At 68.2% G+C, this 22,696-nt stretch carries 14 protein-coding genes; 5 read left to right on the forward strand and 9 right to left on the reverse strand.

Annotated elements, in window-relative coordinates:
- Window positions 1-601 precede the first annotated feature (601 nt).
- Window positions 602-1,165, forward strand: coding sequence for a hypothetical protein (locus tag OHA58_RS00005; protein ID WP_405474891.1), 564 nt, complete (start codon window positions 602-604; stop codon window positions 1,163-1,165).
- Window positions 1,162-3,813, forward strand: a complete 2,652-nt coding sequence (locus OHA58_RS00010) for a Helicase associated domain protein (RefSeq protein WP_405474893.1) — start codon at window positions 1,162-1,164, stop codon at window positions 3,811-3,813. Before OHA58_RS00005 ends, OHA58_RS00010 begins: the two co-directional genes overlap by 4 nt.
- Window positions 3,814-3,880: 67 nt before the next feature.
- On the opposite strand, the gene OHA58_RS00015 is transcribed toward OHA58_RS00010, so the two are convergent.
- From OHA58_RS00015 to OHA58_RS00045, 7 genes are all read right to left on the reverse strand, one after another.
- Window positions 3,881-4,183 carry a helicase associated domain-containing protein gene (locus OHA58_RS00015; RefSeq protein ID WP_405484649.1) on the reverse strand — a complete coding sequence of 101 codons (303 nt, stop codon included), beginning with the start codon at window positions 4,181-4,183 and terminating at the stop codon, window positions 3,881-3,883.
- On the reverse strand, window positions 4,087-4,467 hold the full coding sequence (locus tag OHA58_RS00020) for a hypothetical protein (protein ID WP_405474895.1): 381 nt from the start codon (window positions 4,465-4,467) through the stop codon (window positions 4,087-4,089). Before OHA58_RS00020 ends, OHA58_RS00015 begins: the two co-directional genes overlap by 97 nt.
- A gap of 150 nt (window positions 4,468-4,617) precedes the next feature.
- Window positions 4,618-4,845 (reverse strand): DEAD/DEAH box helicase family protein, encoded by a 228-nt coding sequence (locus tag OHA58_RS00025; protein WP_405484651.1) that lies wholly within the window; start codon window positions 4,843-4,845, stop codon window positions 4,618-4,620.
- A 161-nt stretch (window positions 4,846-5,006) separates the two neighbouring features.
- Window positions 5,007-6,014: a hypothetical protein gene (locus OHA58_RS00030; protein ID WP_405474898.1), complete on the reverse strand. Its 1,008-nt coding sequence runs from the start codon at window positions 6,012-6,014 to the stop codon at window positions 5,007-5,009.
- A 23-nt stretch (window positions 6,015-6,037) separates the two neighbouring features.
- Window positions 6,038-9,391 carry an AAA family ATPase gene (locus OHA58_RS00035; protein WP_405474900.1) on the reverse strand — a complete coding sequence of 1,118 codons (3,354 nt, stop codon included), beginning with the start codon at window positions 9,389-9,391 and terminating at the stop codon, window positions 6,038-6,040.
- Between the two features lie 37 nt (window positions 9,392-9,428).
- Window positions 9,429-10,598 (reverse strand): exonuclease SbcCD subunit D, encoded by a 1,170-nt coding sequence (locus tag OHA58_RS00040; RefSeq protein WP_405474901.1) that lies wholly within the window; start codon window positions 10,596-10,598, stop codon window positions 9,429-9,431.
- A gap of 74 nt (window positions 10,599-10,672) precedes the next feature.
- The gene (locus OHA58_RS00045; protein ID WP_405474904.1) at window positions 10,673-12,574 is read right to left on the reverse strand and encodes an ATP-binding protein; all 1,902 of its coding nucleotides are present in this window, start codon (window positions 12,572-12,574) and stop codon (window positions 10,673-10,675) included.
- A gap of 836 nt (window positions 12,575-13,410) precedes the next feature.
- Between OHA58_RS00045 and OHA58_RS00050 the strand changes: the two genes are divergently transcribed.
- Together OHA58_RS00050 and OHA58_RS00055 are read left to right on the forward strand one after the other, a co-directional pair.
- Window positions 13,411-14,412: a YecA family protein gene (locus OHA58_RS00050; protein ID WP_405474907.1), complete on the forward strand. Its 1,002-nt coding sequence runs from the start codon at window positions 13,411-13,413 to the stop codon at window positions 14,410-14,412.
- A 278-nt stretch (window positions 14,413-14,690) separates the two neighbouring features.
- On the forward strand, window positions 14,691-16,637 hold the full coding sequence (locus OHA58_RS00055; protein ID WP_405474909.1) for a hypothetical protein: 1,947 nt from the start codon (window positions 14,691-14,693) through the stop codon (window positions 16,635-16,637).
- Window positions 16,638-17,183: 546 nt separating this feature from the next.
- On the opposite strand, the gene OHA58_RS00060 is transcribed toward OHA58_RS00055, so the two are convergent.
- Window positions 17,184-18,500 (reverse strand): ATP-binding domain-containing protein, encoded by a 1,317-nt coding sequence (locus tag OHA58_RS00060; protein WP_405474912.1) that lies wholly within the window; start codon window positions 18,498-18,500, stop codon window positions 17,184-17,186.
- 155 nt (window positions 18,501-18,655) lie between these two features.
- On the opposite strand from OHA58_RS00060, the gene OHA58_RS00065 reads away from it, so the two are divergent.
- Window positions 18,656-19,609: an IS481 family transposase gene (locus OHA58_RS00065; protein WP_405474915.1), complete on the forward strand. Its 954-nt coding sequence runs from the start codon at window positions 18,656-18,658 to the stop codon at window positions 19,607-19,609.
- Here the strand turns inward: OHA58_RS00065 and OHA58_RS00070 are convergent.
- Window positions 19,592-22,024, reverse strand: coding sequence for an AAA family ATPase (locus OHA58_RS00070; RefSeq protein WP_405474917.1), 2,433 nt, complete (start codon window positions 22,022-22,024; stop codon window positions 19,592-19,594). The two genes, OHA58_RS00065 and OHA58_RS00070, sit on opposite strands and share 18 nt — an antisense overlap.
- Between the last annotated feature and the right edge of the window lie 672 nt (window positions 22,025-22,696).

Here is a 22,696-nt window from a genome sequence, read left to right on the forward strand (position 1 = left end):
GCGCTGCGCGCGAAGCAAGCGAACCACCGTGCTGCGCACGGTGGTTGCACCCCCGCTTTGCGGGGGTGCTGGCGGGTGGCTTCGCCACCCGCTCAACCTGACTGCTGCGCAGTCAGGTTGACGGGCCGTTCGCTGCGCTCCCGGCCCTGCGGGACTTTGTCCCGCTGTCAGGCTTCCGCTGCGCTACAGCCTGGGCGGGTCCGCTGCGCTCCCCCGCCTGACGGTCCCTTCCGGCTGCGCCTTCAGGACCGTTGGGCCCGCTGGCGCGGGCCTGCTAGCTGTAGGGGTACGGGCGGAGGTCTCTTTGAGTGAACTGACGGGTGATCAGGCAAGCATGGTTATGGGTGACTTGTTGCCAGCTTCCTGGTGTCTGCCTTGTCGGACCGCGTGGCGTAGAAGGGTGGTCCGATGCAGTTGGCACGCGGATGTACGGGGACATGATGCGTTCGGTCTCGGCGCCTTGCCGGGTCTGGCATGGGGAAGGGGGTCGGTCGTCAAGAGAGAGGTCTCTGTGGGCGATTCTCGTATGCTGCATCTCTTTTGATGCAGCATGTAGGATTGGAGAAATTGAGGGACATGCGATGCGCAAGGTGGGTGCGGGTTGATCTACGAATACCTTCCGCATGAACTCGCCCGGCTGGGTGTGCTCTCGAAGGCATCGGGGCTCGATCGGGGCCGGGTGGCCACGCAGGTGCGTCTGGCCCAGGAGCGTGCCGGGGACGCCGTCATGGCTCCGGCCGAACCTCACCATCTGAGTGAGCTGTTCATTGCGGAGCTGCGGCGTCTGCAGTGGGAACGGATCGCCGGTCTCATGGAGTTGGAGGGGATGCCCGTGTACGTGGCCTCTCGTGACGTGCGTGCCGTCCGCTATGAAGAGCAGCGCTTGCAGAGGCTGATGGAGGAGGTGACAGAGGCGGAGCGGTCGGGTGTCGCCGCTCCGGAGATCGCTCGGCATCGGGTCTTCCGGATCTACGCGCGGCCCTCCGGTGGAGCCTCCCGCCTGAACATGCCGGCACCGGTTGTCCACCTGATGGCCTCATCGGCTGCCGAAGCAGCCCTGAGAGCGTGGGCAGTCCATGGCGGCAAGGACGGCCTTTACGAGCGCAGGGAGCACCGGATCGCTTCCGCCGAACAGGTCCTTCCCGAACCGGGAGAACTCTTTTGATCCAGCTCCGAGAACACCAGGCCAATCAAAAATCGAGCTTCCGCAAGTGGGTCAGATTCCCTGCAAGATCGTCTGTGCCTCCGCTGGGTGCGCGGGGCACGATCGTGTCCGCGACCGGATCCGGCAAGACGATCACGGCTGCCGCGTGCGCGTTGGAGTCCTTCTCCGGTGGCCGGATCCTCGTCACCGTGCCGACCCTGGACCTGCTCGTGCAGACCGCCCAGGCGTGGCGCCTGGTGGGCCACCGGGCCCCCATGGTCGCGGTGTGCTCCCTGGAGAACGACCCGGTGCTGGGCTCGCTGGGGGTGCGCACCACCACCAATCCGATCCAGCTCGCCCTGTGGGCCAGGTCCGGGCCGGTGATCGTGTTCGCCACGTACGCCTCCCTGGTGGACCGTGAGGACATCGACGCACCTGAGGGCCAGCGGCGGGTGCGTGGGCCCCTGGAGGCTGCTCTGGCGGGCGGGGAGCGGCTGTACGGGCAGCAGATGGCGGGCTTCGACCTCGCGATCGTGGACGAGGCCCACGGAACCGCCGGTGATCTCGGGCGGCCGTGGGCAGCGATCCACGACAACCAGCGAATCCCTGCCGACTTCCGGCTCTACCTGACCGCGACCCCGCGCATCCTCGCCGCGGCCCGGCCGCAGAAGGGCGCGGAGAGCCAGGAGGCGGAGATCGCGACCATGGCCGACGACCCGGAGGGCACCTACGGCGCGTGGCTCGCGGAGCTCGGGCTCTCGGAGGCGATCGAGCGCGGGATTCTCGCGGGTTTCGAGATCGACGTGCTGGAGATCCGCGACCCCTCACCGGTTCTCGGTGAGTCGGAGGAGGCGCGGCGCGGCCGGCGCCTGGCCCTGTTGCAGACCGCGCTGTTGGAGCACGCCGCCGCGTACAACCTGCGTACGGTCATGACGTTCCATCAGAAGGTGGAGGAGGCCGCCGCGTTCGCGGAGAAGCTGCCTCAGACCGCTGCCGAGCTGTACGTCAACGATGCCACAGGCGACGACCTGGCCGCCGCGGACAAGCTCCCCGCGTCGTCGATCGACGCCGAGTTCTACGAACTCGAGGCCGGCCGCCACGTACCCCCGGACCGCGTGTGGTCGGCATGGCTGTGCGGCGACCACCTCGTAGCCGAACGGCGCGAGGTCCTGCGCCAGTTCGCAGGCGGCATCGACGCAGCCGGGCGACGGGTCCACCGCGCCTTCCTCGCCTCGGTGCGCGTGCTCGGGGAGGGCGTGGACATCACCGGCGAGCGGGGAGTGGAAGCCGTCTGCTTCGCCGACACCCGCGGCTCCCAGGTGGAAATCGTGCAGAACATCGGCCGGGCGCTCCGGCTCAACAAGGACGGCAGCACGAAGGTCGCGCGGATCATCGTGCCGGTGTTCCTGGAACCCGGCGAGGACCCCACCGACATGGTCGCCTCCGCCAACTTCCGGCCCCTTGTGGCGGTCCTCCAAGGCCTGCGCAGCCATGACGAGCGCTTGGTCGAGCAGCTCGCCTCCCGCGCCCTCACCAGCGGTAAGCGCAAGGTCCACGTCCAGCGTGATGAGGACGGGCGGATCGTCGGGGCCGACGGCGAGGGGACGGACCAGGAGCAGGACGACACCGACGCCGCTGCCGAGTCCGCACTGCTGCACTTCTCCAGCCCGCGCGACGCGGCGACCATCGCGGCGTTCCTGCGCACCCGGGTCTACCGGCCCGAGTCGCTGGTATGGCTGGAGGGCTACCAAGCCCTCATCCGCTGGCGGAAGAAGCACCACATCACCGGCCTGCACGCCGTGCCCTACGACGTGGAGGTCGAGGTCGGCGTCACCAAGGACTTCCCCCTCGGGCGGTGGGTACACCAGCAGCGCAAGTCACTGCGGGCCGGGGAGCTGGAGGAGCGGCGCAAGACCCTGCTGGACGCACCGGAAGCCGGGATGGTCTGGGAACCGGGCGAAGAGGCCTGGGAGAACAAGCTCGCCGCCCTACGGTCCTACCGGCAGGCCACCGGGCACCTCGCACCCCGGCAGAACGCGATCTGGGGCGAAGGCGAGGCGATCGTGCCGGTAGGCCAGCACACGGCCAATCTGCGCCGCAAGGGCGGCCTGGGGAAAGACCCGGAGCGGGCAGCGGACCGCGCGCAGCAACTGGCCGCGATCGACCCGGACTGGAACTGCCCCTGGCCACTCGACTGGCAACGCCACTACCGCGTCCTCGCGGACCTGGTCGACGCTGACGGCAGCCTTCCCGACATCGCCTCCGGCGTGCTGATGGACGGCGACGACATCGGACGATGGCTCCAGTGGCAGAAACAGCCGAGCACCTGGAAGGTGCTGTCCACCGAGCAGCAGGAGCGGCTGACCAGGCTGGGCGTACAGCCGCTTGAGGTGCCGCCGCCCGCGGCGGCCAAGCGTACGGCGAAGAGCCCGAGCAAGGCGCAGCAGGCGTTCCAGCGCGGCCTGGCGGCCCTCGCGCAGTGGGTGGAACGCGAAGGCGCCCACCGGCCCGTACCGCGCGGCCACAGCGAAGAGATCGCCGTCGACGGCGAGACGGACCCGGTGTCAGTGAAACTGGGCGTATGGATCTCCAACACCCGCGCGAGGCGCGACAAACTCACCGCCGATCAGCTCTCCGCCCTCGCGGCGCTGGGCATGGACTGGGCCTAACCGCAGCAGCCGCAGGATTGTGGGGTTGCTGAAGCTGGCGTGTCCTGCAAGAGCAGGCAAGCCAAACTCACCACCGACAAACTCGCCGCACTCGCCAACCTCGGACTCGACTGGGCAGCGGCAACGGTGAGGGCAGCGGCACGCTGGTCGGTGAGGTGATCGGGCGGGTGCGCTGGGTGGCCAACCAGCGGCCCAGGGGGTAGCCAGTGGCGTCCTCATAGGTCTGGAGGACGTCGAGGTGACGGTGAGCGCGATGATAGCGGCGGGCCGCAGTCAGGCCACGGCGCCATTCGGCGCTCTTGGGGGCCAGGACGCGTAGGGACGGGGCGAGGGCGACTTCGTCGGCCTGGGTGGGGCGTTCGAAGCGCAGCCAGGCTTCAGGGTCCTCGGAGGGCATGGTGGGGCGGTGGGTACGCGGGTCGGCCAGGCGTGCCTCGATGCGGTTGTCGTGGGCGCGCAGGGCCACAGCAGGGTATAGGCATCCGCGCCGAGCAGGTCATCGGGGTCCTCGTCGGGGGTGAGGTAGACGGGGACGACGAGGGTGGCCTTCATACCGGCGCCGGGTTGTTGGCGCAGGGCTCGGCCGACGGCTTGGACGGTGTCGACGGGGCTGTTCTTGGGGTCGACGAAAACGACGGCGTCGATGGCGGGCACGTCGATGCCCTCCCCCAGGACGCGGGCGTACCGTGACTGGACCTGTGCCGCCTGCGCTGGCGAGTGCGGCCAGTTCGCCGGGAGCGGTGGTCATCGGGAGGTCGACGCTGAGGGGTTCGTGTTCGAGAGCCTGCCGGGCCGAACACGCCGCTACTGCCGGTCCTTTGCGGCCTGCCTCATGCCAGGAGCGGATCGTCTGGGACAGCAGGTCCAATGTCGGCAGAAGCGCCAGACACGGCCCCGCGGGGCGATGCGGGCGGTGGTGCGGGCGGCGATGAGGGTCTTGCCGGTACCGCACGCGGCGATCACGCTCGCGCGTGGGTGCTGACCCAGTGTGTGGGTGGCGGCCGCGACGGCGTCCTTCTGATGGGGGCGCAGTTCGAGGGGGTGTTGTAGCCATGGAGGGACGCCGCTCCGGGACGTGAGCTGGTGAGGCGGTCATTGTGGCATTGCAGAAAGGGCTACTGGGCGGTGCGGGATACCGGGTGCAGGGTGGAGCCGCTGGGTCTTGCGGACGTGGAGCTGCTGGGAATGCAGGTTCAACCTGCTGCTGCCACGCGTAGGGCCCGGCTGAGCAGGACAGGGTTGCCCATGCGGCGCCGTAGCTCTCTCTCCAGTCCGGCGACCGGCACCAGGTTCTGCGGGGCCCGGGTGTCTTTGTACTCAATGCTGGCGTACCGCGGCAGGAGGGCCTGGGAGAGGTTTGCCAGTTCGATCGCCTCGGAGACAGAGATGCTGGCGGCGCATTCCAGCCGTACTACCCCGGCCCACGGGGCGCCGGGTGTGCACGGTAGCCGTAGGTACCAGGCGTGGCGGTCCCAGGAGGTGCCCATCAGGAACACCGGGGTGCGTTCGCTGGGGGCCAGGGTGGCGATCATGGCGTGTAGGTCGGGTGGCAGGTAGGCGGTGCGGTGGGACTTGATGAATCCCAGTGCGCGCGGCAGGTGGGTACGGCCGCGCAGGGGGCCGTCCACGACCAGTAGGTCCGAGCCTTCGGGGACGCCGTGGCCAGTCAGGGCGGTACGGGCATGGGTGGCGACGAGGACCTCGAGATCGGTGAGTTGGCGTTGCAGTGCCGTCGAGAGCAGCACTGCGAGGTTCTGGTCCTGGTCGTCGGGGGTGATGTGGGCTTTGTAGGTTCCAGCTGTGGTGGGCACGTCGATGGCGTTGGTGGCGGTGGTGAACAGGCCGCGCCGGTAGTCGATGGTCAGCAGATGCGCGCCGCGGTCGGGGCAGCAGCAGACGGTGCCTGCCGCGTAGGAGGCGCACAGGGCCATCAGGGCGTGCCGGGCTTCGTTGCTGGGGCGTGTGGCTGGTTCGGCGGATGGGGGCTGTTCGATCCAGATGCGGGCCTCGACGCGGCGCACGCCGTCGACGAACAGGACGGCGCCAGGGGCGGATATCTGGGAGGGCGAGATGGGCTTCCAGTCGGCCGGGGCGAGTTCGATGTGGGGGGTGACCTTGGCTGTGGAGTCGCCGATGCCGCTTTCGGCGTTCTCGACACTGGAGCCGTAGGTGGGGTCCCAGCCGTCGACGTGGAACCGCATGCGGGAAGCCTGTGCTGCGCTGGTCATGTGCCCTGCCGGGTGACGACGGAGGTGTGGGTGTCGCGCTGGACGTGGAACTGGACGGGGATCTGTTCGGCGAGTGCGGTGACGTGGGTGATCACTCCGACCATCCGCTCCCCCTGAGAGAGGTTTTGCAGGGTGTCGGCGACGGTCTGGAGCGAATCGGCGTCGAGTGTGCCGAACCCTTCGTCGAGGAAGATGGACTCCAGTTTCGTGGCGCCTCCCAGGCCGGCCAGTTGGTCGGAGAGGGCCAGTGCGAGGGCCAGGCTGGCCTGGAATGTTTCGCCGCCGGACAGGGTGCGCACCGAGCGCGAGGAGTCGGCGTCGAAGTGGTCGATGACGTAGAACTCGCCCTTTTGGTGGTGGAGGTCGAAGCGGTCGTCCGACAGCTGGCGCAGCGACTGGGAGGCGCCGGCGACCAGGGTGTCGAGGGCTGAGTTGGCGAGCCACTGGGGGAACTTGTTGGACCGCATCAGCCGGGCCAGTTCGGCGGCCACCTGTTGCCGGGTGCGAGCGGCGTCGATCTTGTCTCGTATCGAGGCGGCGTCGGCACGGCTGCGTTGGATCATTTCTATCTGGCCCCGGGCGCGTTCGGCTGCGACCGCCACCATCTGTGGGGCCTGTGCGGCACGCCCCGGGCCGTCGCCGAGGTCGTGAGGATCCAGGTCGTTGTCGCGCAGGAGTGCCTCCAGGTGGCCCAGGAGCTGGCTGGCTTCGTCGTGGGCGGTCTGGGCGTCGGAATCTGCGTGCACGGTGGTGGCCTGCCGGTCGCTGACCCCGCGGCTGGCCCAACCGGTCAGGATGGACCAGGCGGCTGCGAGGTCGTCGGTGTCGAGGCTCGGTGGATTCAGCGCCGCCACCGCATCCCGGCTGGCTGTCAACACGGATCGAGCCTTCGCGGTGCGGTCGTGCCACTGCTCCTGCTCGGCCGCCGCGACCTTGGCTGTCTTTCGTGTGTGGTTGGCGTCAGCGGTGGCTGTCTCCCTGGCTGCCTCGAGGCGGGCGCATTCCTCGAAGAGGGCCGCCAGGTCGTCTTCCGGCGGCGCCTGGTCCAGGAGTGTCTCGAGTTCGCTCAGGCGGTCGGTCAGGGTCGTCTTGTCTAGGTCGGCGGTGGCGGCGTCCCGGACGGCTGTGGTGTGGGCAGCCTGGGCGTCGGCGTGCGCGCGGTCGGCTGCATCCAGCGCAATGGTCGCGCCCGAGTGGGCCTTTTCGGCGTCGGCTGTTTCGGCTGTGGCGGCTGCGAGGTCGCGTTCTGCGGTGGAGGTCTGGGTGCGGGCCCAGGCCTCCAGGTCGGCCCAGGCCGCGGTCAGGTCGTCGGTGTCGACGGCCGGCGGATCAAGAGCGGCCACCGTGCCCAGCGTCGAGTGCAGGGTACTGCGGGCCCGGTCGAGTTCTCGCTGCAGTGCGGCCGCCGCCGACGTGGCGGAATCATGGACAATTTGGGCATTCTGCACCGCGTCGCGGGCCTGCTGCTCATCAGCGGTCAACTGTTCGCGGGATGCGGTGAGTTCGTCGAGTTGAGCGCGGTCGGCGTTGCAGTCGCGGTCGGCACCGGCGGGGCGGTCGGGCAGCAGCGTGCCCAGCCTCTTATCGAGCAGGGAGCGCTGTGTGGTGAGTTGGTCCACGGCTCGCTGTTTGTCGGCGACCGTCGTCTTGGCGTCCTCATATTGGGCCAGCAGGTCACGGTGTTCTTCTGCGGCAGCGGCCCGCGCCGTCTCGGCTGCGTGAAGAGCGGGGTCGGACAGCGGCGGCGGGAGGGTGGTGACGTTCTGCTCGCAGACCGGGCAGGCGTGTCCCACCTGAAGTTGAGGGCGCAGCTGTGCGGCACCGGCGAGGGCGCGGGCCTCATCGACCGTGGACGTGGCCGTGTTCAGGCGCACTTGCGCGTCGGCCACCGCTTCCACGAACCGATTGGTTGTCTCGACAGAGCTTTCCAGTTCGCCAGTGGCGTCCGTGAGCACACCGATGACGTCGAGGAGTTGGTCGAGTGTCTGGTACGCGTCCGTGAGCCGGCTGCCATCGCCGGCGGCGGTAACCGCACGAGAGGCCTGTTCGAGCCGGTCGCGGGCCGTGGCCAGCTGCCCAGCGGCGGCTTCGACCTCGTTGGATTGAACTGCTGCGCGGCTGGTCAGGTCGGTGATGCCGTCGGGGGTGCGGACGGCATCCAGCAGTTGTCGGCGACGCTGCAGTTTTTCGTCCATCTGCCGGGCTTGGTCACGGCGCTCACGGGTCTCCTCGGCGCTGCGCCGGGCCTTGGCGACGGCGTCCTTCGATGCTTTCAGCCGTTCTTCGCGCTGCGTCAACTCCCCTTGGGCGCGCTCCGCATCGGCGATGACGCCGTCGCGGCGCCCAGCCAGGGCTGCCTTCTCGGTGTACCGGTCGCGGGTGACGGTCAGGTCAGTGCGCTGGGGGCCGGACTGAGCCTCTTTGGCGGCGTCGGAGAGGGTCTGAGCGGCTTCGTCGGCGGCGTCACGAGCCTGCCGGGCAGCTATCTGTGCCTGTGTGGCCTGATGTTGCAGCTCTTCGACGCCGTCGGGGATGCGGATGGCGGTCAGCAGATCGGCCTCGCTGCGCAGCTTGTCGGCTCGAGCGTCGGCCTCGTGTGCGCGGGTGCGTGCTTGGTTGATTTCGGGCACGAGTTGGTCGACGGTGACGGCCAGTTGCTTGAGTGCGGAGACACGGGCCTGCGCGGCAGTCTCGGCTTCGAGGGTGGCATCGGTGTGCCGGCCTAGCTGGTCGTTGAGGACCTCGATCTCCTTGGCCGCTTCGTCCGCCTGGGCGCCGGCGCGCTTGCCGATGCCTTCGTATTGGGCGGCGCCGAGGAGTTTGAGGAGGATCTGCTGCCGGGCACTGGCGTTGGCGGACAGGAACCGGGCGAAGTCGCCTTGGGGCAGGACGACGCACTGGCAGAAGTCGTCGAAGGACAGCCCGAGCAACTGCTCGATAGTGGTGTTGAGTTCCTTGATCTCCCCGGCCAGTACTTCCGGCTGCGGCCCGTCTGCCTCGACCGCGACGGCGGTGGGGTCGGTGAACTTCACCAGGCTGACGGACTTCTGCTGGATCTGCTGCCCGATGCGGCGGACCTCGCGGGCGACCTGGTAGCGCTGCGACCCGACGTCGAAGGTGAGCGAGACCGTGCAGCGGTTACTCGTGGGGGCGAGTGCGTAGGAGATGGCGTTGCTGCGTCCCCACCGGTAGGCCGACCCGTACAGGGCGAAGGTCAGCGCGTCGAGGACGGTGGACTTGCCTGACCCGGTGGGGCCGATAAGGGCGAAGTAGTCGGTGTCGGTGAAGTCGACCACGGTGGGGGCGCGGAAGCCGGCGAAGCCGTTGAGCTCCAGACGTACGGGACGCATCTGCTGCCCTCCTTTGGGCGGGGTGTAGGCCTGGGCTTCAGGGACGGGGGGTGGAGCGGGTCAGGTCGTCGTGGAGCTGGTTGAACAAGGCGGTGACCCGGCCGTCGCTGACGCCGACGCTGTGGCAGTAGTCGGTAAACAGCTGCGCAGGCGTCTTGACGGGCTGATCGACGCTGATCCCTGCTGTGGCGCCGGTGTCCGCATGATCGGGGTGAATCAGGATCCGGAGGGCGTTGGGGAGGGCTTCGTACAGGTCATCCCTCATTCCGGCGTAGCCGGGCTGGGTGACCACGAGTCTGAGGTAGTCCTCGCCGTAGCCAGCGGGGTCGGCGGTGAGCTGGGCGACGGTGCCTTCGACGGTGCGCAGTCTGCGGCCGGCGGTGACGGGAATGTCGGTGATCTTTGCCGGGGTGCCGGAAGATGCCTCGACGAGGCAGACGACGTGGGTGTTGTTCTGCTCGCCGAAGTCGATGGCGTAGGGAGAGCCGCTGTAGTGCACCGGGCAGGCGGCCGGGATCTGCTGCCGGCGGTGCAGGTGTCCCAGGGCCACGTAGTGCGTCTCGACGGGGAAGATCGCGGCGGGCACGTGGTATTCCATGATCGATTGGGCGGACCTCTCGCCGCCGCCGAAGGCGCCGCCGGTGCAGGTCAGATGGGCCATGATGATGTTGACGGCGTCCGGGGTGAAAGCTCCCGTCAGATTGGCCAGGACATCACGGACGAGCTGGTCGTAGGCACCGACGTTCTGCGACGGGGTGTTGGCGATGATCTCCGCGGCACGGACGGCGTAGCGCTGGGAGAGAAACGGCAGGACGGCGACGTTGACGCGCTCGTTGGTGGACTTGGCGCGAAAGGTGTGCACGCCTCCCTTCGCGGCTGGTCTGGCCTGGCCATAGACGTGGATGCCGGCGACGTCCATCAGCGGCTTGTAGGCCTCGAACGTGGCGCCGTGGTCGTGGTTGCCGGCGATGAGGATGACCTCGATGTTCTGCCTGGCCAGGTGCAGCAGGGTGCGCACGACAAGCTTCTGGGCGTCCGCTGTCGGCGCGGCGTTTTCATAGATGTCGCCGGCTATGAGGACGGCGTCGACGTCGTTGTCGACAGCGATCTGGGTGATCTCCCGCAGGACGCACGCCTGCTCCTCGAGCCGGTTGCGGCTCTTGAGGACCTTGCCGATGTGCCAGTCGGAGGTGTGAAGGAACTTCACGGGTGAGTCCTTTGCGGGTAGCCGAAGCAGAGCAGCGTGTCGCGTTGGTGCGCCGAGGAGTGAGGTGGCAGACGTCAGTAGGGCGGCTCGTCGATGGCGCCGTCGTCGGTGTCGTCGGGCCACGGATCGCTCTCGGGCCCGGGCAGCCTGGTGAACGGGTCCGGTCGCGCCGCGCTGCCGGTGGCCTGGCCGGCTGCGGGGGTGCCGGTGGTGAAGGTGGGGTCGGCGACCTCGGAGAGCCGGGTGGCCCAGGCAGGGAAGGGGAATTCAACAGCCAAGGGCACCGGGATCTCCGGTTGGGAGACGAACATGGTGCCGGGCCTGGCGAGAGTGGCGCGCTGGCGCTGTGAGGCAGGCAGGAAGCCGTACTCGGGGCGCCCGGCCTCGGCAGCGTCGAGCCGGCCGACGATCTTGATCGAGGAGTTCGACACGATACGCCGTTCCACCTCTGAGGCGGTCTGCTGGGCGCCGATGAGGATGATGCCGAGCGAGCGGCCGCGTTCGGCGATGTCCAGCAGTACGTCCTTGATCGGGGAGGAGCCCTCGCGAGGCGCGTACTTGTTGAGCTCATCGACCATCGTGAACAGCAGCCCGCCCGGGCCGGCTTGCTCCTTGCGGTCGGTCTCCGCAGCCAGCACGACACCGACAACGAACCGTTGGGCCCGCTCCGGCAGGTTGTGCAGGTCCACCACGGTGACCTGTTGCTGCGAGGTGTCGATGGAGTGCGCAACCGGCCGGTCGGCGCTCGTGTTCAGGTCTCCGCGCAGCAAAGGCCCGAGCGGCCTCTGGGACGACCGCAGCCGCCGCACGAACGCATTCACCGTGCCCAGGCCGATGGCCGGGCCCGCCCACTCCGCGCGAGTACCGTCGTCGGTGACCTTCCTGGAGATGAAGTCAATCATCTCCGCCCAGGTACGGAGGGTGGTTCCGTCGATGACGACCGCGCCGTCGTTCCCAGCAGCCTGGGCTTCGCGGCACAGCTTGCTTGTGACCTGGTGCACGACGATCGTGTACTGGTTCTTCTCGTCTTCGACGTCGGCGAACACGTACGGGAGGAGCTCGCGTTCACAGAACTCGGCCAGAGTCCACCAAAAGGCGGTGACGCCACTGGTCCTGCCAGTGACGTGGGGGCGGCCCGTCGTGTCACCAGGCAGTGGCGGGGCGTAGAAGCCGGCCGATGCAAAGGGGCGGGCGGGCAAGCCGAGTTGGGCGTAGTCGTCGCGCAGCTTCTCATCAAGGCGGGCATTGGGCTGGTCAACGAACAGCAGGTCCTCTCCCTTGACCGAGAAGATCAGGGCCTTGGCGTTGACCGCGCGAGCGCCCAGGGCGCCCGAGGTGAACAGCGAGTGCATCAAAAACAGCGCAAAGCTGGTCTTGGTCGCCACCCCTGAAATACCCGAGATCGATACGTGGGCGCCGCGGGTGCCATCAAGGAACTCAAGGTTGAGATAGATCGGTTCGCCGTCCCGGCCGATGCCGGCGGGGACGCGCGCGTCCATCCGGTCGAAGTACAGCGCGGCGTCCCGGGCAGCGCCTGCGGCCCGGATCGCGACCTCGCCAGGACGTGGCGGCACATAGCACTCGGGGTCGACACGGGTGGTCGTGACCTCGGCGATCTCCTGCACGTTCGCCGGCAGGATTCCGTCGGCGATGAGGAACACATCTGAGCCGAACGCGGCCCCCTCGTGGCGGGCAACCACTTCGGTCACCACGCCGGAGGTAACGACCGTGCCTCGCCCGGGGATCTCCCGGCGGGTGCTGACCACGTCGTCGAGCTGCAGATATGCATCAGAGGAAAGGGCGACGTGGAACTTCAAAGGAGTGGAGTCCTCGGTGCCTGCTATCTTCCCCACCTCGTCTTCGGCGTCGCCACCGGCGAGGAGGCCTGCAGACGGCTGACGGCTGGTCACGGGTGCGGAACCACGGCCGAATACGGTGCTGTCAGCGCTGGGGGGCTCGGAGGCGGTGTTGGTCATCGGCCGTTCCCTGTGTCGGTCCTACGGTGTCGAGGCAACCCTGCCGACCGACGGTGGACGCCGTACGCCGGGGCGTCGAAACTCCTGGGCAGCTCTATGAGCACAAACCGTAATCAACGGGCCGCACGGTGCGGGCGGTTTTCCCGATAACAGCGGGAAATCAGGGCAGCCCCCGAGGGCTGTGCACAGCGCAAGGGCCCGGAGACACTCGCGCCGGCGGACGACTTCCGCTAGCACACCCCGAGCTGGCACCCCGTCAAAGAGCGAGCGCCTTCACTCCCATGACGAGCAGCTCGTTGGCTTCCTGCTTGCGCGTTCCCCAGTCCTGCCCGTACGGGTATACAGGCCGCCTTCGTTGAAGGTAGCCACGCCGTGTCCGGCTCCGAATTCTTCGCACCATTGCGGAGGCAAGTCGGTCAACTCGCCGTCGCTCGACTGGTGCCCCAGCTGGTGAAGTGTGCGCCGTGTGGGCGGAGTCGAGGAAGCGCTCCGACTTGGTGGGCTTTGACGGCTTGTGCTCGGCTTCGGCCGGGTCGTTGTCCGTACTGGAGCAGCCAGGACAAAAGCCGCCAGTACGAGCGCTGTTGTTGTGGTGCCGACGATGCGGCGCATGTCTTGCCCCGCGGTCCGGATGTACTGGTTGGGCATGATGCGCGAAAGTAGACAAGAGGTGAAGAAGTTGTGTTCAATTCGTGTTATCGGCGGGCGCGGGGGCGCCACGCCGATCTCACGATTGCAGGCCGCCGACGGTCTGCAGACCGAGGGGAAAGAGCTCCAAGCACAGCAGGAACGCAAAGCCGGCGCCTCACGTCAGCTGGCAACAGGGGGGAACGATCATGGTCCATGCACCGCAGGAGACGGTTGCACTGCCGCGCCGCATGCAGCACCTGGAGCGCGACCGACGCGGCTATCCGGTGATCGCGACGGTGGAACGCAGCGTCGAGGGAGTGAACTTCGGGGCAATCAACGAGCGGCGCAAGCTGGCGCTGGCGACCTTTGACTGGTGCGCCGTGTGCGGCCTGCCGTTCGAGGGCGAGCTGCGCTGGCAGATGATCCCGCAGGACGGACCGCTGCCGACCACTGCGCTCAGCGGTGAAGCCCCCGTCCACGAGGTGTGTGCGCTGTACGCGGCGCAGGTATGCCCATTCCTGTTCTCCCCCAACTCCCGGCTGGGGGACGAGGCCAGGAAGGGGGCCACCCGCGTGGAGGTGGTGCGGTTCGCGGGATTCCGCGACACCCGTGCCGTGTTCGCGCATGAGTCCGGGCTGCAGCCGGGCATCCACACGCTGCACTTCGAACAGTCGGAGCGGGCGGACGACTTCTCGTATCGCACCCCGACGGACATCCAGGAGCGGTTCGCCAAAGCCCTGGCGGAAGAAGGAGAACTGCCGCTGAGCGATGCGGAAGCCGCACTCGTGCGGCTGTTCAACCGTGTGGACGACCATGACGACGGCGATGTGGTGACGGGCGCGGCCCTAATCGCAGGGGCCGCCTTCGCCAAGGACATCTTCCGCTTGCAAGGCCTGAAGGCGTTCCGGACAGACACCTACCCCAACGGCGCCGCACTGCTCTTGAGAGGCACTCCCCAGGAGATCCGTGAATTCTCGGCCCAGGCGCGCGACGAAGCGTTCAGCGCGGTGGGACCCTGGCTTCTGGAGCGCACCGACGCGCTTCCAACTCCGCTTACTCGCTGGCGCACCCGCGGCAACAGCATGGTGCGCCGTCCGGTCCAGCAGACTGACGGCCCCGGGCGCAGCGTCTCAAAGAACGCCCCGTGCCCCTGCGGGTCCGGACGCAAGGCACGGCGGTGCCACCCCGCGGGCGTTGCGTCCCAGTAGACGGGGAGACGCGTAGGGCCCTGGTTCGACTGGGGCCGCCCTGCAACAACCGACCACAGCGGCCGGGCCTCGCTGTCCGCCTTGAAATGTCGCGACCGAACAGTGCTGCGGAGCATGCCGCACCACTGCCAAGACTTTTCAAAACTGTTCACCCAAACTGACCCGCCGCTCCCGGTATGCACGACGGACTTCAGATCATCGCCCGGTCGGCCAGCAGTCTCCTGTCTGTGTCAGTGGCCACCGCTAGGCTCAACAAGCACCGTTATGGGGGAGGTTGTGTGACGTACGGTCTACTGACGCCGGATGTGCCGCTCGGTCCGTTCGAGGGCTCCCGTGTCACCGTGTGGTCGGCGCAGGGCAAGCAAGCGAAACTGCATGCCAAGCCCTCGTGCTCCTACTTGCGTTCCGCCCGCTTCACCGAGCGGGAGGTGCGGTTGGATGCCGCGACGGTCGGCCGGTTATGCCCGCAGTGCACGGCATACGGATCCTGGGCACGTCCCGGGACGGGACTGGCCATTTTCCTGGATGCGGTGACTGGTCTGGGGCTGCTGTATGAAATGGACCGCTATCACGAGGCGGACGAGGACACATACAGCGACGAAGAAGTGGGCCAGGCGGCCTCCATACTCATCCGGGCCGCGGCTGGCAGCGAGGAGGGTACTCCTGGCAACGTTGAGGGCGAAGCCGAAGACGACGCTGAGGATGAGAGCTGGGAGGAGCTGCAGGAAGCCCGGCACGTGCGTGAGACCGTCTTCGCTGAATGGCTCGACGCGCTGACCAGCCTGACCCGCGTGTCCCAGGTCCTGGACCACTTTCCCTGGCTGAGGTCCTGGGCCCGGGCAGGCGTGCAGCTCAAAGCCGACCACCTGGAAGTACTGCGGGCCCAGGCCGCACGGCTGGTAGCGCCGGACTCACTCGTGCTGGCGGCAGCGGTATCGGTCTCGGAGAAACCGGACCTCCCCTCCGACGATCCGGCTTTCGCCCTGCTGGGCAATCCTGCTGAGGTGGCAGCGCAGTTGACGTCATTGTGGCGGCAGTGGCGCAGCAAGGTAGAGGACAGCTGGGATCACCCGCGTGAGCAGCAGTACCTCGTCCACCACCTGGCGAGCGGAATGAGCAGCCGGCGCAAGGGATACGACCTGCTGATGGAGCGTGCCCAGGAGCTGGTGAGTACCTGGGAGCGGGCTGCGCAGTCGACCGCAGCGGACGAGCGCGAAGAGTGTGTCCTGGTCGGGCGCGTTCCCGACACTGCTCTGGCACAGCATGGCAGCCGTGAGCCGGTCATCGACCGGCTGAGCGAATGGGAGCGAGCAGTGCTCGCCTCGTACACGGTCGCCGTGGACTGGGGGCAGCCGGCCGTCACCGTGCGGGTTCCCCAACCGGTGGCGACCTGCCTGCTGTCAGGGCAGTCCGCGCTCGCCTACGACGCGCCAGCCCACCAGACGCCGGCATCCGTGGCCGTTGCGGAACCTACGGCCGGGGCTGACGAGTCCTTGCGGCCCGGGGTGTTCGACGACACTCCGGTCAACGGTCGCCGCCTGGTGACCGTGGAGCATCTGCGGGCGCTGCGCAGCACGATGGCGGATGCGGAACAGTTGTATGTGGTGCTCGGTGTCGGCACCGGCGTGGAGGTGGTGGCGCTGAGTGCTCTGGAGCAGCGGTGCGGCTCCGGCTGGCAGGGTGTCATCCTCGCCGGCGCCAGGGACCTGCCCGATGCACTGTTCGAGACCGGCCTGCTGGCCATGCCCGAAGGCGCGTCTGAGGGCGCAGGCGTGTGGACTCCTCGTGTGTACGACCCACACGACGAGGCGTTCGGCCGCAGCCTGGGCGCGGCAGAGGGCGAGCGGGTGCTCGTGCGGCTGTGCGAGGGACGCCGCAACGCCGGCCAGGCGCTGAAGTCCCTGGCCCTGGCCCGCTCGGTGGCAGACCTGCGTGATCTCGAGGCCGCCGGATACGACGACCAAGGACACCCACGCAGCCCGTTCGCACCGGCCGTCTGGGACGGCCTGCTGGCGATGGAACAACTGGACCTGGAGCCCTTCGGGTCCGGCTTGGACGGCGACTGGCCCCGCGGCTCGGGTCTTCCCCTGGGGGTGCTCGCTTCGGTACAGGCCTACACCACGGACGCGGCCGGCCGTTTTCAGGGCCGAGCCCACTCCCCCGACTGCGCGCACCGACGCCCGCAGCCCGGGGTTCGGCCACCACGACGAGATCGTCACCATTGAAGAGCTGCTGGGCAACAAGGAGTTCGACCCGTGCAGCAAGTGCGGCGGGTACGCGGTACGCCGCCTCACCGACGCTCAGGTCGCCTACTACCGTGCCGCGCACCGGCTGCACGACCTCGCACGGCTCATCCGCGCAACTCCTCGGCAGCGGGCGGTCGATACTGAAAAGTTCACCCGGACTCTCGATGAACTCGGCGACCTGGATACCCCCACGGCTGAGGCGTGGTTCCCATCGATGGGACAAGCCCGCCAGTGGCGGCGGATCACGGACCGTCTACGCAATGAGGTGCAGCAGCCTCCGGCCACCTGACCCAGACGACACCGCCGCCCCACGTCACCGGGCCGGCGGCGTCCCCCTGGAGCAGCACTGGCTGGCTGACGACGAGGGCAAGTAGCACCATGCCGCATCGTGGTCTCTTTCGAAGCGGCGTCCGACTGGGCGCGGCCTCCTCGGTGGGCGTCGCTGTGGTCCGCACGGGTTGGTGCGGACCACAGCGACGCCCACCTGTCCCGCAGGCCGCGCACTCCCCGTCGGATCGGAGCAGTTCAGGTTCTACCGCGGCGGGTGATCTTCCCAGGCCGGATAGTGACGGACGTCCCGAAGAGTTCCTTGAACTTCCTTTCCCAGTCGCCCTCTTTGACGCCGCCGCGGTCATCGGTGGTCAGCAGGGTGCCGTGAGGGCCGCCCTTGGGGCCGGGCAGGATTCCCTGGGCGGCGTACCAGGCCTTCTTCTCGTTCCATTTCGCGGCGTAGCTCGCGTCGTCGAGCATGCCCAGGTGTTCCCAGTAGATCGGGCGGCCAGGGTCATCGGTGGTGACGGTGAAGTCGGGAAAGCGGCGGCGTCCGTCGCTTCCGCGTAGTGGCCTTTCGTAGGTGAAGCGGCCGTCGGCCAGGCGTTTGAGGAGGTCCGCGATGATGAGCTCATTCTTGGAGCGCACAGTGAGGCCGAAGTGTGTGATGTGGACCAGGTGGCCGTCGAAGAGTCGCCGTTGCCCTTGTGCATCCTGGACTGGAACGGGTTTGGGGGCCCGGGTGAGGTCAGTCAGTCGGCGGGCTGTCTCTGATGCCGTGGGGTTGGCGCGCTCGCGCAGGGTTTCCAGTGGGCCTTCATGACAGACGATGATCTTGTCGGTCTGGCGGGTCATTGCGGTGTAGAGCAGCTCACGGGAGATACTCTGCAGGCCTGCGGGCAGCATGAGGATGACCGTGCCGAATTCGCTGCCCTGACTCTTGTGGACCGTCAGGGCCCACGCCAGTTCTAGTGCCGGATCGGTGTCGGTTCCCGCACGGTCGGCTGTGATTCTCAGGCCCGGCTGGGAGGGAAATTCGATCTGGGTGTAGCGGGGGGCCGCTTTGCTGCCCTTGGACTTGAGCTGCCCGGTGACTACTCCGACTTCTCCGTTGGCGACATACTGCGATGCTGTGGTGCGGGTGGCCGTGTTGTAGGCGGTCAGGCTCTGGTTGCGAGTGTTGACGACTTTGTCTCCCACAACGATCTGTTCCGGGCCGAATGGCTTGGGTGTGCGGCGGAATCGGGACTTCAGCGCCAGGTCCAGGGCTGTGCGCCGGTAGGTCTGCTTCAGGCGCCGGTTGAGGTGGGTGGTGCCGTGGGGGTGACCGCGAACGGGTGAGAGTACCTGCCAACGCTCGCACTGTTCCGGGGCCGTGCTGTAGTCGGGATATGGGGTGCCGTTCGCGCTGTGCCACACTCCGGCACCGTAGGACTGGGCAAAGGTGAGGTCGTCGCGAACGTCGAACTCACGGGCCAGGATGTCGCGCAGGACTTGGGCGGGTGGACGGCCGCCCCAGTGCTCGGCGCGCAGGGTCGGCGTGTCCTGTCCGCCCAGCAGTTTCTGCCACACCTCTTCGGCGTCGTCGGGTCGTCCGTCTCCGCTGAACCAGCGCGCTAGGTGTTCTGTTCGGGCACGTTGGTGACGGCAGGGTGGTCTTGCGTGGGTGAGGGCCTTCTGGTTTCGGTGGTGATTGCGACATCTACCGCCGAGTGCAGGAGGCCCTCATGTGCCACCGTAACGCTCCTCTGACTCCCACCGGCAGGCTGCGCCTGGCCTGGTGCATCGTTGAGGACGGCTGGCCGCTGCGGCGGGCCGCGGAGCGGTTCCAGGTCAGTCACACCACCGCCAAACGCTGGGCCGACCGCTACCGGCAACGGGGCTGGGCGGGCATGAACGACCGCTCCAGCCGCCCGCACCACTGCCCGCACAAGACCCCCGCCGACGTCGAGGAACTGGTCGTGCGGCTACGCCAGGAACACCGGATCGGCCCCCAGCGGATCGCGGTCCGCAGTGGCGTCGCCGCCTCGACCGTTCACCGCATCCTGCGTGACCACCGCCTGCCCCCGCTGGCCACGCTGGACCGGGCCACCGGCCGGCCCATCCGCCGCTACGAACGCAGCCGGCCCGGCGAACTGCTCCATATCGACGTCAAAAAACTCGGCCGCATCCCCAACGGCGGTGGCCACAAGATGCTGGGCCGGGCCGCAGGCCGCAAGAACCGCGACCGCGCCGGACTGGCCTATCTGCACACGGCGTTGGACGACCACTCCCGCCTCGCCTACACCGAAGACCTGCCCGACGAGACCGCCATGACCTGCGCCGGCTTCCTCCAGCGGGCCACCGCCTGGTTCGCCGACCACGGCATCACCATCGAACGCGTGCTGACCGACAACGCCTGGGCCTACAGCAAGACCACCTGGCGCGAGACCTGCCGGCAGCTGGGCATCCAGCCGCGCTGGACCCGGCCCTGGCGGCCGCAGACCAACGGCAAGGTCGAGCGCTTCCACCGCACCCTGCTCGAAGAATGGGCCTACCAGCGGCCCTACACCACCGATGCTGAACGCCAGGCAGCGTTTGGCGACTGGCTCGACTGGTACAACTACCACCGACCCCACACCGGAATCAGCGGCCACACCCCAGCCAGCCGCGTCACCAACGTGTCAGAACAACACAGCTAGGGCCAAGTCATCGCGTGCGTGGCCTTGTTGGCGGCGCAGGATGGTCAGTTCGGCCCAGCCCGGCGCGACACGGGGCCAGGGCGGGGTGTCTGGCCGGCGGCTCTGTTCGAGGTCAACGAACGGCCGTCCGGCACCGATGGGCGGCAGTTGTCGGGGGTCGCCCACCAGGACCAGTCGGTGGGTGATGTCTGTACTGTCCAGGAGCGCGGCAAGCATGTCCTCGGTCAGCATGGACGCTTCATCGACCACCACCGTCCCCACGGTGATGCGGTCGGCGTCGGGGTTGGTCAGATAGCGGGCGCTGCGGTCGTCGTAACGGCGGAGTTGGCGCAGGTACTGGGCGAGGGTGAAGGCCGGATGCCGCACTTTCTGCTCGAGCTGCACACGCGCCTTCCCGGTCGGTGCCAGGAGCAGGAGCCCGTCTCTGCGGACTTCGCTGCGTTGTGCCAGAGCGCGGATCAGGGTGGTCTTTCCCGTGCCGGCGGGCCCGTTGAGGAGCATGACACGGGAGCGGTAGATCATCTCGAGCGCCGCGGCTTTTTCCTCGCGGGCCCGCTGCTCAGCCAGTGTCTCGTCCTGGGGGGCGGAAGGGGAGGCCGCGGGCAGGGAGTCCAGCACGGTGTCCAGGGAGCTGGCGACGTCGGCGGGCACTGAGTGCGGGCCGCCTTCACGCATCTGGTTGAGCCGGTCGCGGATGAAGGTGCGGCGCATGGCCGCGGACGCGAGCTTGTAGGCGGGCTTGTTGTCGTGGAGGTCGGCTCGGCGCAGCTGGGTGAAGGGGTCAGGGGTGTTCTCGGTGGCGGGCGGCAGTGCTGCTGGCAGGAGTCCGAGGGCTTGGAGCATCGAGGGGCGGGTGGGGAGCGGGAAGGTCAGGGTCATTTGCTCGAGGCGTTCGATGACCTGTTCCTGGGGCAGCAGGGTGTGCCCCTCGGTGTCTTGGGCACGGGCGAGCACGGTCGTGATGGCGGCGTCCGCGCGGCGGCGGTCGTGCGGGTCGTCGAAGGGAGTGGTGAGCGGCAGCGGGTGGCGCAGGGTGGTTTGCCGGTCGGGGAAGACGCCGCGGTCGATGGTCTCGAACGCGACGGGGTCGCCGTCGTCGACGGTGCAGGTGACAAGTTCGTAGGGGTTGTCCAGCAGCAGGGCGGCACCGGTCTCCACTGCGGTGGTGCCGTCCAGGACGCGGGTCACCGTGTCGGCGGTGAGGTCGAAGCGGGACAGGACCCGCAGCGCTTGGCGTTCCTCGGCGGGGGTGTTGGCCCAGATGGTCCGGCGCGTGTCGGTAGCCAGGGCCTTCACAGCGGCGGGTACGGGGCGCTGTTCGAGCAGGTTTTCCAGCAGCGGCCAGGGGTCGTCGCCGTTGCTGGTTGCGGAGATGAGCTGGTGGGCGCAGAAGGTGGGGTGGAGGAATCCCAGTCGTTCCAGCACGGCGGGCAGGCCGGGTGCGGGTCCGCGGCGTTTCCAGGCGTGGGAGAGCTGTTCGTCCAGCCAGGTCAGGGAGGCTTCCGGGATGGTGACGCTGTCTTCTTCCAGGGCGATGGCTGCCCGGGCTGCTCGGTTGAGTTCCATCAGGGAGGCCACGGCGGCATCGGGGGAGATGTGTTCGGTGGCGTAGGAGAAGTTGCGGCCGTTCTCTGGCGCGGCGGCCAGGGCTTCGGTCACATCTGTGCCCTGGGCGGCGAGGGTGGCCAGGGCCTGTAGGGGCAGGAGAATCCCGCCGCTGCCGTCGGCACGCAGGCTGTGTTGCAGGGTGGTCTCCCACATATGGCTGGGGAAAGCGCTGCTCTCTGATCCCGGCCAGGTCGGTGGCGGAGTGCGGCTGGTGACGAGCGCGGCTCCCACAAGCAGGCGCCTCGGCTGGCCCTCGAAGGGGCTGTGCTTGAGGTAGAAGAAGATCAGTGACTGGTCGGCGACGACGTCTTGGAAGAACGCCTCGATGACTGCCTGCTGGTTGTCGCCGTTCATGACCCAGGTCATCTGGCGCTGACTGAAATGCTCGGCGACCCGATCTTCGGCGTCGGGCTGGTATCCGGGGACGGGCCGTTCATCGAGCACGGTCTGCTCGAGGTTGTCGCGGTGCAGCCAGAAGTACGGGATGCCATGGACCGAGTGGGCTGGCAAGGCGAGGCGGGCCGGCTGCAGTTCCTTCAGGCTCCAGGCGTAGGGGTGTTCTCGCACGGCCACGTGGGCGCGCTCGCTCATGAAGGCGCCGCGTTCGAGCGCGCATGGGGGGATCCGGCCGCCCAAGGTGTTCCAGTCCTGGCCGCGGTGGTCCGCCTCGAACTGGTCGTCGCGTTTCCTGCCGATCGAGTCCAGCAGCATGCAGGCGTGGTTGGCGGCCGGGTCGGCGCAGACCGTTCCCGCCCATCCTGCGTCGTGCCAGGGGACCCGTGCGGACAGATGCTGAACGTATGGCATGGCGGCCTCCCCCGGTGCTGAGCCAGTCAACCCACCCTAGCCGCCGGTTCCCTGGGGCCTCACTGGAATTGCGGACCACGTGCCCGGTACCGGTGGGGGCGGGCGGATCCGCTCGTTCCTGCAGGCTGGCGCGGGCAGTGGGGGCGTGTCTGCCGTTAGCGGGGACCCTGGTCTGCGGAGTACTCGCGGGTCAGCAGGACGGCGAGGCTGGCGAGTTGGTCGCCGGTGAGGTGCCGCCGCAGGACGTCGGCGGTCTTCTCGCGGTGGGAGCGAGGGAGAGCAACCGTAGGTCAGCGGGCTCCGCTCCGGCAATGGGTCAGGGGATGCGTCGCAAGGCGGCTGTCACCACGGCGAAAAGGCCGAGTAGGGCGAACTCTCTTGCAAGTAGAGGGAGATGACGCTCGCAACCGATCTGCAGCGGATCGTCGGCGGGGTGCAGGCTTGCGGGTATGTCGTTGCGCAAGGGGGCACGAACAGCGCCAACTGCGAAGCGACTGGGGGCCGCTGGACGAGAATGGCCCAGAGTCGGGAGGCGCAGGGCGGTTGTCAGTGGGCGACGACAGAATAGGCGCGACGCTGCAGTCCTGGAATGGCGCAGCACCACTGGACCACCGTCGCGTACCGCAGTTTCGGGTCTGCGACTCCCGACCCAGGTGTCGTGACGGCCGCGCT

Origin of the sequence: Streptomyces sp. NBC_00009 (assembly GCF_045040855.1) — a bacterium.
GTDB classification, from domain to species: Bacteria; Actinomycetota; Actinomycetes; order Streptomycetales; family Streptomycetaceae; genus Streptomyces; species Streptomyces aureus.

What these genes read in the sequence shown, in the direction of transcription:
- OHA58_RS00030 (WP_405474898.1), bottom strand. Translation starts at nt 6,014, where the DNA reads ATGCGGTTCCACGTCGACGGCTGGGACCCCACCTACGGCTCCAGTGTC.
- OHA58_RS00035 (WP_405474900.1), bottom strand. Translation starts at nt 9,391, where the DNA reads ATGCGTCCCGTACGTCTGGAGCTCAACGGCTTCGCCGGCTTCCGCGCC.
- OHA58_RS00045 (WP_405474904.1), bottom strand. Translation starts at nt 12,574, where the DNA reads ATGACCAACACCGCCTCCGAGCCCCCCAGCGCTGACAGCACCGTATTC.
- OHA58_RS00050 (WP_405474907.1), top strand. Translation starts at nt 13,411, where the DNA reads ATGGTCCATGCACCGCAGGAGACGGTTGCACTGCCGCGCCGCATGCAG.
- OHA58_RS00065 (WP_405474915.1), top strand. Translation starts at nt 18,656, where the DNA reads ATGTGCCACCGTAACGCTCCTCTGACTCCCACCGGCAGGCTGCGCCTG.
- OHA58_RS00070 (WP_405474917.1), bottom strand. Translation starts at nt 22,024, where the DNA reads ATGCCATACGTTCAGCATCTGTCCGCACGGGTCCCCTGGCACGACGCA.